Source organism: Microcoleus sp. S13_C5 (genome assembly GCF_036700845.1).
Lineage (GTDB): Bacteria > Cyanobacteriota > Cyanobacteriia > Cyanobacteriales > Microcoleaceae > Microcoleus.
The window spans coordinates 1-16753 of the sequence record NZ_JAUBPR010000131.1 but is presented as its reverse complement, the minus strand read 5'-3'; the positions used below and the strand labels follow the sequence as shown (position 1 = coordinate 16753).

The window sequence follows — 16753 nt, the reverse complement described above, 5'->3', positions numbered from 1 at the left end:
CCTACCGGAACTGGTCTAAACTAACTATGTTATTCTACCACAAATATAGTCTGTCTACTTACGCCGAGCTGTACTAGCGGTTTGATGTCACTAATTTTATTGCCAGCGAGATCGATCCCAGCCAGGTTAGTCAAAGATGCTAGTGGCTTGATGTCGTCAATCTGATTGCTGCGGAGGAAAAGCCCTTTCAGGTTAGTCAAGGATGCTAGCGGTTTGATGTCATCGATCTGATTTTCGATGAGGACGATTTCAGTCAGGTTAGTCAAGGATGCTAGCGGTTTGATGTCGCGGATCTGATTGTTCCCGATGTTGATCACTTTCAGGTTAACCAAGGATGCTAGCGGTTTGATGTCAACGATCTGATTGCTGCTGAGGTTGAGCAAAGTCAGGTTAGTCAAGGATGCTAGCGGTTTGATGTCGCTGATAGAACAGTTGATGAGCCGGAGAACGTTCAGGTTAGTTAAGGATGCTAGCGGTTTGAGGTCGCTGATTCCTTGCTTCGTAAAGCTAATTCCTGTGATACTAGAAAGTTGGCGATCGCCCTCATCGCACTCAGTAGTTCCTGCTATTTTTAACAGCATATCAACAGTATGTTTAGCTTCTGGACTCAAAGAATCTTTTTCGCGACACCATTGAGCAAATGTTTTGTTTCCCGATCGCACTTCTGCTGCTTTCCCCGACACTCCATTTCCCGATAATGCTAGAAGCACACAACAAGTAAGTGCGATCGACTTTGGTAACTTCATGTGTTTGTGTGCAACTATGAGTGCCATCATCTTGTACGTCTAATTTTCCCAACTGTATAAAACAAAGACACTGCCTTACCGTGTCCCTGCAAAACATCTATTACAAACTCTCTTAATCACCTCACTCAGGCAACTTATACTAATTAATAGGGGCATCAGTTTGCATGATATTCTGTGCCGAGTGAGAATCTTTCCACGCTCCGTAGCCTACGCCACTAATTAATATCAACTCCCACCAAATCTGCCACAACTTTTTCCAATCCAGCTATCACCTTCGTCGTCCGTTCCCAATCAACCTTATCAGGTGTATCTTGCGCCGTGTGATAGTAAGGATAGCGATAGGGAGCAGTATCTGTCACCATCAGCCCTCGATAACCATGTTGCCAAAAAGACCATTGATCTGACCAACCAACACCAGGAATGCCACCCGGAATTGCTGCACCTTCCGAGGGAAACTCAGCATGGCGGCGGAAAGATGCGATCGCCTCTCTAACCAGTTTACTTGAGGATGTATTGCCAATAAATCCGATAAAATTTCCCGAGGTTGGATAAAAAAGGTTTAAGGGTGCGGGATATTTCTGACTGTTTTTGGCATCTGAGTAATAACCAATTGTTTCTAAACTGAGCATCGAGACAATTTTTTCATTACGCTCTCTGCATCTTTTGGCATAAACCAAACTCCCCATATCAGCAGTCCAGAAAAAAGGCGGTTCCTCATTCACAAATTCAACAAAACGCACAGTCTTTTCAGGCTTTTTACCTGCAAACATTCTCGCTAAAGCCAGGACTCCCGCTGCCCCAGTTGCGTTATCATTTGCCCCTGGACTCCCCACCACAGAATCATAATGGCCCCCAATTACAACTATCTCATCTGCCTTTTTTCCCCCTGGAATCTCTACTTCTATGTTATAATAAAATTTATCATCAATTTTATATCCTTGTCGTTCAACTTTATAGCCAGCAGTTTGAAATGATGCTTCCAGAAAGTCAGCAGCTTCTCCAAGTTTTTGATATTGTATAAAGTTGCGCTCTCCAATTTCACCAGAGAGCTTTTCCACATCGCGCTGTAAAGCATCTCTGAGCGAGATTTCCTGTGCTGTTAAAGGAGGAATTGTCCCGCTGTAACTTTTCCCTGGCATTGCAATCATACTCAACCATATCCCACTAATCAGACAAATTAAGATTGTACTAAGGAGAGCCAGTCTAGTTAACGTTCCGCGATTCCATAATTCTATTTTTCCCAATAGCATTTATTTTTCATCTTTTGCTATGCTTCAGTAGTAGGGTGCGTCAGTTAGTGTTATTTTTTCAATAATCCAACAACTTTTGACTGACGCACCCTACAAGTTTACACATCTGGTAACTTATACTGCCCCACAATCCGCTTAGCATATTCCGGCACATGAGCCTCTAATTTCTCCGGGTAATGGCGCTTCACGTACAGATAATTGCGAGTGAAATGAGAATCAATGGAAAACCGAGCATATTCCAAGCCCTTCGGCCCAATTCTCTCAATAAACACTCCCATTAACTTCGCCGCCCACATTGGCAAAGTCACTCCTTTTTCATAAGCCGGAATACTTTGCTGAACCGCTTCTTTTCTGTTTCCCTGAGACATCACCGGCTGAGTGTTAAGCTGATCCGTTACCAAATCTAACATCTCTTGCCCGGTGTCATTTCGCACCACAATCCACTGCCAGCCAAAGGGTGCGCCCATGTAGCCCACAACTAAATCTGCTAAAGAATTGACATAATCAAAACAGCTCAAACAAGAAGGAGCAAAAACATCTTTCAATTCCTTGGTATTCAAGCCAAAAAACGGCACTTTTTCTTCCGAACCATCTTCATGTTTGAAGTGAACGTTAAAGTCTTGCATAAACTCGTAAGAAACCACCGTTTCAGGAGAGCGGCTAGTCGTGTCTAGAAATTTCTGCAAGCCTGCACGGCTGACATTATCTACACAGGGAGTCCCCAAAACGTAGAGCTTCTCTAAACCGAGTTTTTTCTCGACTGTTCGCAAAGCTTGAATTTGACAGCCGACGCCAATTACTAACAGCCGCTTCATCCCAGATTTTTCTATTTGTTCTAATACTGAAAGATTGGGAGAGAGAGTTGGTTTGTTTACTTTTGCTGCCAGAATTTCTTCGCGATTTCTAGCAATAATCGGCATCGGCTGAAAGCGGTCTTCCTTAGTATTTTGGACGCAAACAACGCCTTCTACAATTCCTTTTTCGAGCATTTCAATGGCAATTGTGCTGACGATCCCCGTCCACTGAGCACCCTCGATCGGCTCTTTTTTCCGAGCCGCCATCATGTTTTGACTGACTCCAAAATACCAATCGTCGGGATTGTCGAGATTGCGCGATCGCCCGTGAATCTCTTCTTCTAATTCCGCGATATGCTGTGTTAAGAAAGCACAAGATTCCTTGACATAATGGATGTAATATGTATCGCACAAACCGCACTCGCTGCAAAGTTCTTTAGCAGGGCGGCGGCTACCCGGTTTGAGGGCTTTGGATTTTTGGTGTTTAGTAGAATCTGTTGCGGTCATCTAAATTGCTAATTTTATCGAGATATGGCTTTTGTTAGGATATCACAGCAATTTCCGTTGACTTACCTCTTTATTCTTTCTTTCAGTCCCTGCAGGCGGACGCAAGCTTGTGCGGGAGCAAATTCGGTTCGCCCGAAATAGGCGGTTTTCCAAGCTTAAAAAAGATTAGTCAGGACTTACCTAGGTTGCGCTAAAAACCCGGTTTCTTCCTGAATACCTCACTGTTAAACCTAAGATTTATGGTAAAAACCGGGTTTCTTTTTGTAGTTTTGGTAAAAAAACTCGGTTTCACAGCATCGCCGTGCGTCTAGGAGTGTTTGTGTAAGTCCTATTAGTATCAATCCGGATCTAGCGGGCGATCGCGCGAATACATTGCCAAATAAAGCTATAAAAAAATGGTAAAAATGTTTGTGACAACAGCCATCGCTGGCATCATGATGAATCTCGCGATTTCGAGCTTAGGATTTGCTGCTTTAGTTCGCCCTGTTCCCGCTATGAATCAAACTGTTGTGACTCTAGAAAGAATGCTCAGCGCGACACAAAAGCCGGCGGCGCTGAACTATTCGCGCCTGGGGATTGGCGGCGTTCGGTTGGGGATGCCTGTAGAGGAGGCAAAACGCAAGTTGGGAAAACCGCAACGCGACGAAACTAAACCTGCTGAGCCTGGCATCGGAGGCAAGATTCGCACGCTAACCTACTCAGGATTGACGGTAGCAGCATGGGAGGGCAAAGTTTATTTAGTTTCTACTACCAATCCAAAGTTTCTGACAATTGATGGTGTGAAGCTAGGAGATAACAGCCAAAAAGTCGTTAAAACTTACGGTTACGGGTCGCAATCAGTGCAGGGTGGAGTGACTCGGTTGACTTACAGCAATGACCAAAAGGCTTCTAATTTGATTGTGGAAATTAAGGGCGATCGCGTGCAAAAAATTATTGTGGGCACGCAGCTAAACTGAATTATTAAACAACTGTGCAAAAGTCCAGGTTTACAAGTTTGTAGTAAGGATTAAACTCCTGCTTATTTTTTAGGATTTTTAGCCTTTCTGTAAGTTGACTGGAGGGCTTTTTCCTCATGTGCGATCGCCCGCGTCTCCTTAATCCTCTTCATCATCATCCGACAATATTGCCATTTCCTCAGCAATTAGTGCCTGAAAATCCTCTCCGCAGTGAACGTTCAGATGAATTGCAGCACTCAGGAAGTCTGCTAGAATTTCAGCTTTTTGTCGATCGCTCAAATCAGGTAACTGAAGCTGATGGATTAAAGTAATCACATTTTGACACTCAGTACCCAATTCATCAATTAACGTTCTCAGTGTATAATTAGTTACAGAAATTGTCCGATCGCTAACTTGCATCTTTATTTACCCAATCGTTTTAAAGCTTGCTGAATTCCTTTGTCAAAAGCTCGAATTTCACTTTCCCAATGCCGGATTAAGCCTTGATTGGGAAAATCCTTCTCATATTCCAGTCTCATCTTTTCTCCAGGTTCAACAATCGGCTTGTTCAGTGAACGAATAGCTTTTTTGTGATTTTTATTCCCCATAGAGTCTCACACCCATAAAAAAAAGTAGAGATGCGATATCGCATCTCTACAGTAATTCTAAATAAGGTGCACATTGTGCACCCTACCAATTAGCGGTTCTGGGGAACAGGAGCACTCGGTGCTCCAGAAAAAGTCGCCTCACCAGTCTTAGCCCGCTTTTTGATCAAGATTGGCTTGACGCTGTTTTCTCCACCAATCGGGGGATCTTCTTGTTGAGCGTAATCAGCGCCCATCCAAGCAGGACGGCTTTGATCGAAAGCCATTTGCAAAGCAGCAGCGGCGATCGCGTGGGAGTCGTACTCCTCGGATAACTGAGACACCAGAGGCAAGAAAGATGCCATCCGTTCGCCAGCCAAAGCTTCGCGAACTTTACCCTGCATCTTTTCCAACTGACGTGCTTCAATTTGCGCCCGTGTCGGAATGTTTCGCACCGTCAAGCTCGATCGAACGTGGCGTTCAATCAAGCGCAGTTTGCGGCGATCGACCGGTTGAATCAGCGTAATCGCCGTTCCTTCGCGACCAGCCCGGCCCGTGCGTCCGATCCGGTGAACGTAGCTTTCCACACTGTCGGGCAAATCGTAGTTAATCACGTGAGTCAAGTGATCCACGTCCAAACCCCGCGCCGCAATATCAGTCGCCACTACCCAGCGCACCTGACATTGGCGGAACCGATGCAGCAAGCGTTCCCGCTGTGCCTGATTCAAATTACCGTGATACTCATCAACGCTGTGACCTGCTGCTTGCAGTTGGCTGGTGAGTTCTGCAGCCGACTGCCGAGTCCGCACAAAAATCAGTGCAGATTCCGGGTCTTCCATTTCTAAAATTGGCTGTAGGGCTCTTGCCTTCGACCAGCCCCGGGGAATCATGTACACGCTTTGGCTGATGCGCTTCGGCGTTGCTTTTGGCTGTTCTACGGTGACGTTGACTGGGTTGTGCAAATGCCGCGCCACCAATTTCCGAATGGAAGGTTCCATCGTCGCCGAGAAAAATGCCGTTTGACGTTCTTTTGGTGCAGCATCCAAGATTTTTTCCACATCTTGGATAAAGCCCATGCTCAGCATTTCGTCAGCTTCATCCAAAACCAGCCATTTTACCTTGTCTAATTTCAGGCTGCCGCGGCTGAGCATATCCAATATGCGTCCGGGTGTACCGACGACGACGTGCACGCCGCGCTTCAAACGCTGCATTTGACGATCGATCGATTGACCGCCGTACACTGTCAGAACTTGCAGAGAGCGACCCACTTTTACCGGGCCGTCGCTGCTGATGCCGCTCAAATCACGGATGGCTTCAGTTACTTGCATCGCCAATTCGCGAGTCGGCGTCAGCACCAGTGCTTGCACCGCAGTCACATCTAAATCAATCCGCTCCAAGATGGGCAACGAGAATGCTGCCGTTTTGCCTGTCCCTGTTTGGGCTTGACCCACAACGTCGCGACCTGCTAACAGGTGCGGAATTGCTTGTACTTGGATGGGAGTAGGTTCTGTAAAGCCTAGTGTTTCCAGATGGAGAACGAGTTCTTCCGAAAGACCTAAGCCTTCAAACAATAAATTCATTAATGCTCCTAATAACGAGTCTTAGCCTTCTAAGTTGCCCAACTCGGATGCGGATTTCTGCTCTAGGGCAGGAACTCATAAGAGTTCTTTATGGTGCTGCGCCTGCGCGCACCTTCTTAAATAGCAATCGAGTATAGGGCAGCTCCGTCGATGGTGACTAAATTTACCAATTCGACAGCCGTCTTTGATTTTGTGACATCACCGATACCAACCGCCAGGGGTCGGGTTATAGGCTTCCAACATTCTTAAAATAGGACATTGGACTTCCTTTGAGGTACTTGCAAGCTTTCCCTCTTAGGCATTTTATAGTGAGGATCATGACCAGCCCCACTTCACTACATAGTAGTAACAGGTTGTTTGGTTCAGGCGCTATCCCGCAATCCGTCGCCTGCGGGATTGAGCAGGGGATGGGGCGACCGTTACCGCCTATCCATCTCAACACTCTTTCGGGATACCGTTGTGGTGTAGGGCGGACGGCGAAGCAATCTCAAATTATCCCCGCTTATTTCTGGCTTGTTATCATCATAACTCTTTACATTCAGAAACAAAACATTAAATTCGTTAAAATTTTCCGATCGTTCTGTAGAGATAACCGCACCCCGAGGGGGAGCGTCGATTGCCAGAGAGGGGCTAAAAAAGTTTAAGACCCCTTTGCTACATATCTTTGCACAATATTGTACAAACCGTTACTTTTGCTCCACAATCCGCTAATCATTTTTGGCTGGTGTCCGGTTTTTGTTCGCCACACCGCCGATCGCGACAGTTCCAGCAACACTTACACTTGACCCCGCCCAGCACCGGATACAGTGCCACGTCAACTCATGAGGGTCAATCCCACAATTTTAGACAAAAGATCGAGTTCCCAGATGAGTCTGTGCAGTCAATCTAAAATCTAAAATCTAAAATCTAAAATCGACTTGACCGTAGAGGTCGTAGACATCTGCACCAGTAATTTTCACAGATACGATCGAGCCCAGTCGCGCTTCTCCTGTCACATAGACGAGTCCATCTACTTCTGGGGAAAACCGAGCGGATCTACCAATCAACTCACCTGTCTCTGGTTGTTCTTGTTCTATCAGGACATCAACTACCTGACCGACAGACTCTTGATTCTTCTTCAATGATATAGGTTGTTGTGCCGCCATTACCGAATTGCGCCGCATTTCCATTATTTCTGCAGGTATTTGCTGGGGCAAGCTGAAGGCTGGGGTTCCTTCTTCTGGCGAAAATACGAAAACTCCTACGTGATCAAATTCGTGGCGCTTGACAAATTCCAGCAAGTGTGCTGCGTGTTCGTCGGTTTCGCCTGGGAAGCCGACAATAAAAGTTGTCCGCATCACGGCGCCGGGAAGTGCTGCTTTGAGCCGATCGACTATGGCATCATTAATCCCAGCTTGAAAAGGCCGATTCATCGCCCGCAGAATTTCCGGGTGCGAGTGTTGCAGGGGTAAATCCAAATACGGCAAAACGTTGGGCGTTTCGCGGATGGCTGCGACAACTTGCGGAGTCAAACCTGTAGGATAGGCGTAGTGCATCCGAATCCAAGGTACATCTACTTCACCCAAAGCCCGAAGCAGTTCGGCTAGTTTCGGTTCGCCATAAATATCTTTGCCGTAGTTGGTGGTAATTTGAGAAATCAAGATAATTTCCTTTACCCCTTCCGATGCCAATTGCTTAGCTTCGGCGACGATAGATTCGATCGTCCGCGACCTTTGATTTCCGCGCAAGTGCGGGATAATGCAAAATGCACAGCGATAGTCGCAGCCTTCTGCTATTCGCAGATAAGCGACACCTTCCGATGTCGTGCGGTAGCGCGGAGTAGTTTCGTCAGCGATGTAAGTAGGTTCTGAAGAGACGAGGGAAACTCGATCGCCCTTTTCTACCTGCTGCATAACATTGACGATTTTATGATAGTCGCCAGTGCCGACAATTGCGACTGCTTCCGGCAATTCGTCCAGCAATTCCTGCTGAAAATGCTGTGCCATGCAGCCGGTGATGACTACTTTTTTATTAGCTTCTGCCAATTCTACCAAGGTGCGGACCGACTCTTCTCGCGCAGCTTGGATAAAACTGCAAGTATTGACTACAACATAATCAGCTAATTCTTCATTAGAATCCACTTGATAGCCCGCTTGAGCCAGCAAGCCGATCATGTGTTCGGTATCGATGCGATTTTTTTCGCAGCCGAGGTGAGTAAATGCGATCGTTGGCTTCGTTGCCATGCAGTAATAGTTAGTGTTGCGCTATTTCTAAGAACATTTTATGATATCACACTCATTGCCAATTGGCAAGATATTGGTCTAATTTATTGATCGGCTGCGACCAGTGGAACTTTTACCTTGGGGGCGGGCAGAATCACCACCCCACAAGAGTCTTAAGATTTTTTTCGATGCAAATCTTGATATTTTTTGAGCTTAAAAATACTCCTAGCCCAACTTACGAGGGGATTTGATCGGACGATACATCGGGGGCGATCGCCAGATTTGCTTCACCCGAAAGCACTTGAGCAGCAGATCCAGTAGTTAATCGATCGTAAGAGTGTGTTCCCAAACCCTTAACTTGGCGCATCAAAGTGCCCATTTCCAAAGCACTCATCGCATAATTCCAGCCCAAATTGCTTTTAATTCCAGCCCTTTCCAAAGCTTGCTGCATCGTGTCAGTCGTCACCACCCCAAAAATCACCGGCACCCCTGTCTGAAAAGCAGCAGCAGCAATTCCCTTAGCAACCTCACCAGCCACAAAATCGAAATGAGGAGTTTGGCCTCGAATTACCGCACCCAGACAAATTACCGCATCGTAGCGGTGAGAAAGAGCAGCTTGGCGCGCCACCAAAGGAATCTCAAAACTTCCTGGAACCCAAAAAAAGTCCACCTGAGAGCCATGAGGATTAATATCAACCCCGTGGCGTTTCAAACAATCTTGACATCCCTCCAAAAGTTTGTTAACCACCAAATCGTTAAAACGACCGATGACAATAGCAAATCGCAAAGATTCGGTGTGAGTAAAAGTTCCCTCGAAAACAGTCATAGTGCTCTAGTTTAGATTTTAGGTTTTAGATTTTAGATTTTTGTTTGTGAGAAGGCAAAAGTCAGAAAGCACCAGCATCTCATCTGAATCTCAAGTGCAAAAACCTACAGGGTCGCGCGGTCTGGAAAATTCCTAGCTTCTGCCGAATGCCTTTCAATCGCTGGTGAATGCCTTCATCCTTCTATCTTTTACCTTCTTTTTTCGAGAGACTTGGGGGAAATTAAACTACTAAAAAGTTCAATACACCCACTGCAATAACCAGCAAAAACCAGAGACCAGACCCGACATAAATCAGAGATTTAGACTGATTCCAGTTTTGGGGAGAAGCATAAGCAACTGGCACGCCAACGACCATCACAAAAGACAGCAGTACCAGACCCAGTAAAACCACTTGAAACAGAATTGATAACATCTTTTCTCCTTTCGATATAACCGTGCGTTGATCCGAAATAGTTTCCCAGAACCGAAAAAAATCTTCCAAATTCTAGTTTTTGACAGTTTCCCGATAGTCGATCGAGAGATTGTCGGTTGATTGATACGAAAGAACCCGTGCAAATTCGGGCGTTGCGCGAACAGGCGTCAGCGGCTCTTGAGATTTCGATCAATTTTATCATTGTTCGCTACATGACAGAAAAGTGGAAAGGTTAAGTTAAAGCCCGATCGACACATCCGGTTTCAGAGGGCGAGAAATTGCTACTGTTTGAGTTAGAGATGCGGGATTTTCGGCTATGGACTTAGTTTTGTGCCACACAACAGCAGATTTTGACGCCTTGGGGGCGGCGGTGGGACTTTGCGTGCTGCGCCCCGGTAGCAGAATCGTATTGACGGGCGGGTGTCATCCGACAGTGCGGGATTTTTTGGCGCTACACCGTGACGAGTACCCGCTCATTGAACGCCGATCGGTCAATCCTCAACAAATTCGATCGATTACTATAGTTGATGCCTCCGGGCGCGATCGCTTGGGAAAAGCCGCCGAGTGGCTGGATTTGCCACACCTCAACGAAATAGCGGTTTTCGACCATCACCTACAGGCCGATTTAGACATCCCCGCTACTTTTACCCAAATCGAAGCAGTCGGAGCCAGCACGACATTAATTGTCGAAAAGCTCAAAAATCAAGCAGAAAACAGCGACACACCATCCCGCCTTCTGCCTTCAGAAGCAACAGTAATGGCCCTCGGCATCCACGTCGATACAGGTTCCCTCACCTTTGAGGGCGCAACTGCGCGAGATGCCATAGCTTTGGCCTGGTTGATGGAACAGGGAGCAAGTTTGGGGGTAATAGCTGAATATGTAGAACCCGGTTTGTCTCCTCAATTGCAAGATTTGCTCAGAGAAGCGCTGAATAATTTGCGATCGGAAACTTTGCACGGTTACAGCGTAGCCTGGGTGCTGCTATCTACTGAAGCTTATGTTCCCGGACTTTCTTCACTAGCTTCTCGCTTGCTCGATTTAACTGAAACCGATGCTCTGCTGTTAGGCAATGTTTATAAATTTAGCGAAAACGAAAACAACCGCAACATCGCTCCCGAATCGCCAGTTTCCAATCGATTAACTATTATCGGTCGATCGCGCATCGAAGGAACAAACCTCAGCGAATTGTTCAAACCCTTTGGCGGCGGAGGCCACGCCCGCGCTGCTTCCCTCGCCACCCGCGATGTTGACCCCCTGCTGACTTTAAATCAGTTAGCTGACGAACTCAAAGCTCAAATTCCCCACCCTCCGACAGCGCGCGAGTTAATGTCGTCTCCAGTGCGGAGTATTCGCCCGGAAACTTCGGTGGGCGAAGCTCACCGTATCCTCCTACGTTACGGACATTCGGGGCTTTCTGTGGTCGATGCGGACGATCGACTCGCCGGGATTATCTCGCGCCGCGACATTGACATTGCCCTGCACCACGGTTTCAGTCACGCCCCGGTGAAGGGTTACATGACTTGGCAGTTAAAAACGATCGCCCCAGATACCTTGCTGCCGGAAATTGAATCTTTAATGGTGACATACGATATCGGGCGCTTGCCAGTATTGGAAAACGGTCAACTTGTAGGAATTGTGACTCGCACTGACGTGTTGCGGGAATTGCACCAGCAAAAAGCGCGAGACAGGGGAAGCAATGCAGAATTGTCTTATTGTGTCATGCCCGAATCGGTTGAGCAGTTGTTGCGATCGCGCATCAGTCCCGAATTATGGCAATTATTGTCGATCGCCGCCAATATTGCCCAAAATCGCGGCTGGCAACTTTATATTGTGGGTGGAGCAGTCCGGGATTTACTCTTAGCCACGGATGATACACTGGCCCTAACAGATATCGATTTGGTTGTGGATGGAAAGTGCGGTTCCGATGATTCCGGTGCTGGTGTCGAGTTAGCTTCATCGCTGCAAAAACTTTACCCAGAATCGCGTTTGGACGTTCACGGTCAATTTCAAACCGCCGCGCTTTTGTGGCCCAAAGACTCTGCTTTCGGCTCGTTGTGGGTGGATATCGCGACTGCTCGTACTGAATTTTATCCTTATCCGGCTGCAAATCCTGAAGTTGAAGCGAGTTCAATTCGCCAAGATTTGTACCGCAGGGATTTTACAATTAATGCGCTGGCTGTGCGATTGGGTGTTCCTCGCAGCGGCGAATTGTTAGATTTTTTTTGCGGTTTGCTGGACTTGGAAGCGAAACAAATTCGAGTTTTGCACCCCAATAGTTTTATCGAAGATCCGACGCGAATTTATCGCGCTGTGCGGTTTGCGGTGCGGTTGGGGTTTGAAATTGAGCCGCAGACGGAAGGATACATCCGCCACGCTTTGGCTAGCGGGATTTATTACCGAATTCAGGGGGAAAACGGCCGAGCTCCGGCTTTGGAAACTCGGCTCAAAAGCGAATTGAAATACATTTTGCAAGCTCCTTACTGGAAAGTTGCTTTGCAAATGCTGGGAGATTTGCAGGCTTTGCGCTGCATTCATCCTAGTTTGGAGTTGGATAGGGAGTTGTGGCGGCAACTGCGTTTGCTCGATCGGTGTTTGCAAGGAAGAAGGAAGAAGGAAGAAGGAAGAAGGAAGAGGGAAGAAGGAAGTTCGGCAACGGATTCTGTAACGGATGTAACGGATGCCAGGAAGAAGGAAGAAGGAAGAAGGAAGAAGGAAGGAGGAAGAAGAGAGAAGGAAGAAGAGAGAAGGAAGAAGGAAGAAGGAAGAAGAGAGAAGGAAGAAGCAACTCCCAATCCGCGATTCCCCATTCCCAATTCCCCATTCCCCATTATCAATATTCCCGATTGGCAGATGCGGCTGGAAGTTTTGATAGCTTATTTAGCACCGGAATATCGCGGCAAGGTGGCTGCAAATCTTCAGTTACCTGCTGACAGCATTAAGCGGCTGGAAGTTTTGGAAGCCGGAAAGAACCAGTTAGCAGAGAATTTGCCTAAATGCGAGTTGCCGAGTCAATTGGTGTTGCTGTTGAGAAATTATGAGTTGCCGGTATTAATTGCGATCGCCCTACAAAGTCCGCGAAGTGCCCGCCGCCAAATCTGGGAATATCTCACCAGGTGGGCGAATGTTGAGCCGCCTTTAAATGGCAACGATTTGAAGGCTTTGGGTTATAAGCCGGGGCCTGGGTTTAAACGGATGTTGGATGATTTGTTGGCTGCGAAGTTGGATGGCGATTTGGGCGATCGGGCTGCTGCTATCTCTTTTTTAGCACAACGTTATCCTCAAACTTAGTAAGGTGCGTCAGCAGCGCGTTATTTATTATATAATAGATTAGCTAATTGGTGACGCAATCTACTAAAATTGAAGTTCTCAATCCTAAACAGGCTAACCAGGCGATCGTACATTATTGATATTTCGAGAATTAAGGTGAAGAAACATCACGCTCCTGCTTTAATCGCAATTGTCCTTTACAAAACATTTTTTGCTTCCCTCTTGACCGTAACTTCGATTGCTTTGCTTTTTGCATTAAAAAATCATCAAATTTTAGAAGATTTTTCGCAATCTTATTTGTTAGAAAGAAAACTAAAAATTATTGAATTTATCTTAGAAAAGCTTCTAATTCTCAACCCTAAAAACTTACTTTTTAGCGGACTTGCCGCAGCACTTTATGCAATTCTAACTGCTGTTGAAGCCGTTGGTTTGTGGTACGAAAAAGACTGGGCAACAATCTTAGTTTTAGTGCTGGTAAGCATCAGTATACCCCCTGAAATATATGAATTAGTTCACGGGGTCACGATACTTAAGTTAGCGGTATTTATCACAAATGTAGCCATCTTATGGTATTTGCTCAACCATTGGCCGAAGCATGGTAAAGGAGCTTGAAGTTTTGATTATTCATAGGAAAATCACTTGATTTTATCGATGTCAGCATTTTCCATTTTAATTTCATAAAACGGCCGATCAGTCAAATAAAAACCTCAATCTTTACAAAAATTTTCTGATTGTAAAGATTCGATAAAGCTACGAGGGGTTATACCCCTTGTGAGTTATAGTGACATATATATAGATGCACCCTGATGGCTTTCCCGTTCCACAAGAGCGGGATTTTTGTTGGAAAAATATTGTATTAAGTTTTAAGAGACCTGGTAGAGATAGAATGGGTGGAAAATTTCAATAAAACGATCGCCCGATGCAAAAATAGCACAGCTAAAGCAAAAACGATGGTTCGGAGCGATCGAACATCCGCCCTAACTCTGCGAAATAACCCAAAGACGTTAGCATAGTGTGGGAACCGACATCAATGGAAGATCAACTTAGCGTTCACAACAGCGCTGCAACAGGGCGAAGACACCATAATTAATCGTTGATTGTGTTCTCATTTTTGAAGTTTTATGGATTAAGAAGATTTAGCCCATTATGTTAGGTCAATTTTCAGGAATCCCCAACTGGAGAATGCTTAGTTACACAAACTTTTAAGTTTTTTTACTGAATCTTGTTTCCGATAATCAACCCTCTTTGTCACTTAAGCAGTGTATTGACCAGTTGGAGGTAACGAATGTGGGTTAGAAAATAATTAAAAACCCGGTTTCTTATTCAAGAAATCGGGTTGTTGAAATCGATGGTGAAGCGCGATTTTCTGTCTAAACTATTCGGAAAATAAAAGGGTAGCGGTAAGGTTGGTTAGGATTTTGCAAAATGTGGAGGATAGCCATTATTGTCAGTCCCCAGTGCAGCAGATAACCGAGGGGCACTAGGATAAAGCCAGCAAGACCGAAAGTGACGACAGTTAACGCCACAATTACGGCGCTGTACACCCATACATTAAGGTGAAAATTGATGGCTTCTGTGGCGTTTTCTTTGACAACGGGGTCATCTGATACTAACAATACAGCGATCGGCGCTCCGATCGAGAACAGTAACGTGCTGAAAAAAATCGCCCCGTGGCACACCAGTGATAGCAGCTTTCGCTTGTCAGAGTCGTACATATTACTTTTCCTTGACTTTAGTGATAATTTTACCTTTAATAGCAACTGTAGCACAGGCTATAATAGCGATCGGGTGATGATTCCCCTACCTAATTTGTGATGACAACTGAACTCGAAACTGAACTGCTAACTGCTGTTGAGCGCCGGCGCAACTTTGCTATTATCTCGCACCCTGACGCGGGTAAAACTACTTTGACAGAAAAGCTGCTGCTGTACGGAGGTGCAATTCACGAAGCAGGTTCTGTGAAAGCGCGGCGGGCCCAACGACACGCTACCTCTGACTGGATGGCGATGGAACAGCAGCGGGGAATTTCTATTACTTCTACTGTTTTGCAGTTTGAGTATAAAAAATATCACATTAATCTGCTCGATACTCCGGGACACCAAGATTTTAGCGAAGATACTTATCGAACTCTGGCGGCGGCTGACAATGCAGTGATGCTGGAGGATGCTGCTAAGGGTTTGGAACCGCAAACTCGGAAGTTATTTGAAGTTTGTAAGCTGCGAAGTCTGCCTATTTTTACTTTCTTTAATAAGCTCGATCGCCCTAGCAGAGAACCTTTGGATTTGTTGGACGAAATTGAGAAAGAATTGGGGTTGCAGACTTATCCGGTAAATTGGCCGATAGGTACGGGCGATCGCTTTAAAGGTGTTTTCGATCGCAGGGCGCGGAAAATTCACTTATTCGAGCGCACTAAACACGGTTCTCGCGCTGCTGTTGATACCGTCATCGAATTGGGCGATCCGCGCATTGAAGATTTGTTGGAACAAGACCTTTACTATCAGCTCAAAGAAGAGTTAGAACTGCTGGATGAGTTGGGAACTGAACTCGATTTAGATTTAGTTCGGGCTGGAAAAATGACGCCAGTTTTCTTTGGCAGCGCGATGAGCAATTTTGGTGTCGAACTGTTTTTAGATGCGTTTTTAGATTACGCGATGAAGCCGATCGCCCGCAAGAGCAGCGCCGGAGACTTGCCCCCAACTTATGAAGACTTTACCGGGTTTGTGTTTAAATTGCAAGCGAATATGGACCCTAGACACCGCGATCGCGTTGCCTTTATTCGGGTTTGTACGGGCAAGTTTGAAAAGGACATGAACGTGACTCACGCTCGCAGTGGTAAAACGGTGCGTTTGTCAAGGCCTCAAAAGTTATTTGCTCAGGATCGTGAGTCGATCGAGGTTGCGTATCCGGGCGATGTGATCGGTTTGAACAATCCGGGAGTATTTGCGATCGGCGATACTATTTACACTGGTCAAAAACTGGAATATGAAGGGATTCCCTGTTTTTCACCCGAACTCTTTGCTTTTTTGAGAAATCCCAATCCTTCTAAGTTTAAGCAGTTCCGCAAAGGCGTTTCTGAGTTGCAGGAAGAAGGCGCAGTGCAAATTATGTACTCGGTTGATGAGTCGAAACGCGAGCCAATTTTGGCGGCTGTCGGACAGTTGCAATTTGAAGTTGTGCAGTTCAGAATGCAGTCGGAATATAATGTGGAAACGACGATCGATATGTTGCCTTACAGTGTAGCTCGTTGGGTGGACGGCGGTTGGGAGGCGCTGGAAAAAGTTGGGCGGCTGTTTAATACGGTGACGGTGAAAGATACTTGGGGAAGGCCGGTTTTGCTGTTTAGAAATGAGTGGAATTGCCGACAGGTGGAAGGGGAGCATCCTGTGTTGAAGTTAAATGCGATCGCCCCTGTGGTTTCTGGTTTGGCTGTTAGCGAGGAGTGAGATTAGCGCAGGCAAAGGACACAACACTGTTGTGTCCATACAAATGATATTTATTCGGCTTAAATACGCCGGATATAAGAAGCTACAATCACGGATCTAACAGTTTTTCTAAGATGGTGTAAATGTCTTTTTTGGTAGAAGTTCACGGGGTTAGCGTGGCACAAGAGAAGGAGGAATCCGACCAGAACGAGTACTCAAGACAGATTC

The 16753-nt window shown here is 46.1% G+C and carries 13 protein-coding genes; 4 read left to right on the top strand and 9 right to left on the bottom strand.

All coding sequences use genetic code 11. The features are described from left to right. Positions 1-29: 29 nt before the first annotated feature. From QUA04_RS24590 to QUA04_RS24580, 3 genes are all read right to left on the bottom strand, one after another. The gene (locus QUA04_RS24590) at positions 30-776 is read right to left on the bottom strand and encodes a leucine-rich repeat domain-containing protein (RefSeq protein ID WP_333261984.1); all 747 of its coding nucleotides are present in this window, start codon (positions 774-776) and stop codon (positions 30-32) included. A 185-nt stretch (positions 777-961) separates the two neighbouring features. Beyond that, positions 962-1996: a M28 family peptidase gene (locus QUA04_RS24585; protein WP_333261981.1), complete on the bottom strand. Its 1035-nt coding sequence runs from the start codon at positions 1994-1996 to the stop codon at positions 962-964. 98 nt (positions 1997-2094) lie between these two features. Then, a complete protein-coding gene (locus QUA04_RS24580) occupies positions 2095-3297 on the bottom strand; it encodes a Coenzyme F420 hydrogenase/dehydrogenase, beta subunit C-terminal domain (RefSeq protein ID WP_333261978.1) in 1203 nt (400 codons plus the stop codon). A 410-nt stretch (positions 3298-3707) separates the two neighbouring features. Between QUA04_RS24580 and QUA04_RS24575 the strand changes: the two genes are divergently transcribed. Then, positions 3708-4253 carry a hypothetical protein gene (locus QUA04_RS24575; protein ID WP_333261975.1) on the top strand — a complete coding sequence of 182 codons (546 nt, stop codon included), beginning with the start codon at positions 3708-3710 and terminating at the stop codon, positions 4251-4253. 138 nt (positions 4254-4391) lie between these two features. Here QUA04_RS24575 and QUA04_RS24570 read toward each other — a convergent pair whose 3' ends face one another. From QUA04_RS24570 to psbZ, 5 genes are all read right to left on the bottom strand, one after another. Beyond that, positions 4392-4652: a hypothetical protein gene (locus tag QUA04_RS24570; protein ID WP_333261972.1), complete on the bottom strand. Its 261-nt coding sequence runs from the start codon at positions 4650-4652 to the stop codon at positions 4392-4394. Between the two features lie 277 nt (positions 4653-4929). Further along, complete coding sequence (locus tag QUA04_RS24565; protein WP_333261969.1) at positions 4930-6396, bottom strand: DEAD/DEAH box helicase; 1467 nt, start codon at positions 6394-6396, stop codon at positions 4930-4932. An 899-nt stretch (positions 6397-7295) separates the two neighbouring features. After that, on the bottom strand, positions 7296-8618 hold the full coding sequence (gene rimO, locus QUA04_RS24560; RefSeq protein WP_333261966.1) for a 30S ribosomal protein S12 methylthiotransferase RimO: 1323 nt from the start codon (positions 8616-8618) through the stop codon (positions 7296-7298). 214 nt (positions 8619-8832) lie between these two features. Beyond that, complete coding sequence (gene ribH, locus QUA04_RS24555; protein ID WP_333261963.1) at positions 8833-9423, bottom strand: 6,7-dimethyl-8-ribityllumazine synthase; 591 nt, start codon at positions 9421-9423, stop codon at positions 8833-8835. Between the two features lie 220 nt (positions 9424-9643). Then, the gene (gene psbZ / locus QUA04_RS24550; RefSeq protein ID WP_190735314.1) at positions 9644-9835 is read right to left on the bottom strand and encodes a photosystem II reaction center protein PsbZ; all 192 of its coding nucleotides are present in this window, start codon (positions 9833-9835) and stop codon (positions 9644-9646) included. A 316-nt stretch (positions 9836-10151) separates the two neighbouring features. On the opposite strand from psbZ, the gene QUA04_RS24545 reads away from it, so the two are divergent. Further along, positions 10152-13124 (top strand): CBS domain-containing protein, encoded by a 2973-nt coding sequence (locus QUA04_RS24545; RefSeq protein WP_333261960.1) that lies wholly within the window; start codon positions 10152-10154, stop codon positions 13122-13124. A gap of 135 nt (positions 13125-13259) precedes the next feature. Then, complete coding sequence (locus tag QUA04_RS24540; RefSeq protein WP_333261957.1) at positions 13260-13715, top strand: DUF2127 domain-containing protein; 456 nt, start codon at positions 13260-13262, stop codon at positions 13713-13715. A 758-nt stretch (positions 13716-14473) separates the two neighbouring features. Here the strand turns inward: QUA04_RS24540 and QUA04_RS24535 are convergent. Continuing rightward, the gene (locus tag QUA04_RS24535) at positions 14474-14818 is read right to left on the bottom strand and encodes a DUF4870 domain-containing protein (protein ID WP_333050297.1); all 345 of its coding nucleotides are present in this window, start codon (positions 14816-14818) and stop codon (positions 14474-14476) included. Between the two features lie 99 nt (positions 14819-14917). Here QUA04_RS24535 and prfC point away from each other — a divergent pair, with 99 nt between their 5' ends. Continuing rightward, positions 14918-16546 (top strand): peptide chain release factor 3, encoded by a 1629-nt coding sequence (gene prfC / locus QUA04_RS24530; protein WP_333161842.1) that lies wholly within the window; start codon positions 14918-14920, stop codon positions 16544-16546. The last annotated feature ends 207 nt before the right edge of the window (positions 16547-16753 follow it).

Coding starts and splice junctions, on each gene's coding strand:
- QUA04_RS24585 (WP_333261981.1), bottom strand. CDS start 1,996: ATGCTATTGGGAAAAATAGAATTATGGAATCGCGGAACGTTAACTAGA.
- QUA04_RS24535 (WP_333050297.1), bottom strand. CDS start 14,818: ATGTACGACTCTGACAAGCGAAAGCTGCTATCACTGGTGTGCCACGGG.
- QUA04_RS24545 (WP_333261960.1), top strand. CDS start 10,152: ATGGACTTAGTTTTGTGCCACACAACAGCAGATTTTGACGCCTTGGGG.
- prfC (WP_333161842.1), top strand. CDS start 14,918: ATGACAACTGAACTCGAAACTGAACTGCTAACTGCTGTTGAGCGCCGG.
- rimO (WP_333261966.1), bottom strand. CDS start 8,618: ATGGCAACGAAGCCAACGATCGCATTTACTCACCTCGGCTGCGAAAAA.
- QUA04_RS24590 (WP_333261984.1), bottom strand. CDS start 776: ATGATGGCACTCATAGTTGCACACAAACACATGAAGTTACCAAAGTCG.
- QUA04_RS24580 (WP_333261978.1), bottom strand. CDS start 3,297: ATGACCGCAACAGATTCTACTAAACACCAAAAATCCAAAGCCCTCAAA.
- psbZ (WP_190735314.1), bottom strand. CDS start 9,835: ATGTTATCAATTCTGTTTCAAGTGGTTTTACTGGGTCTGGTACTGCTG.
- QUA04_RS24565 (WP_333261969.1), bottom strand. CDS start 6,396: ATGAATTTATTGTTTGAAGGCTTAGGTCTTTCGGAAGAACTCGTTCTC.
- ribH (WP_333261963.1), bottom strand. CDS start 9,423: ATGACTGTTTTCGAGGGAACTTTTACTCACACCGAATCTTTGCGATTT.
- QUA04_RS24570 (WP_333261972.1), bottom strand. CDS start 4,652: ATGCAAGTTAGCGATCGGACAATTTCTGTAACTAATTATACACTGAGA.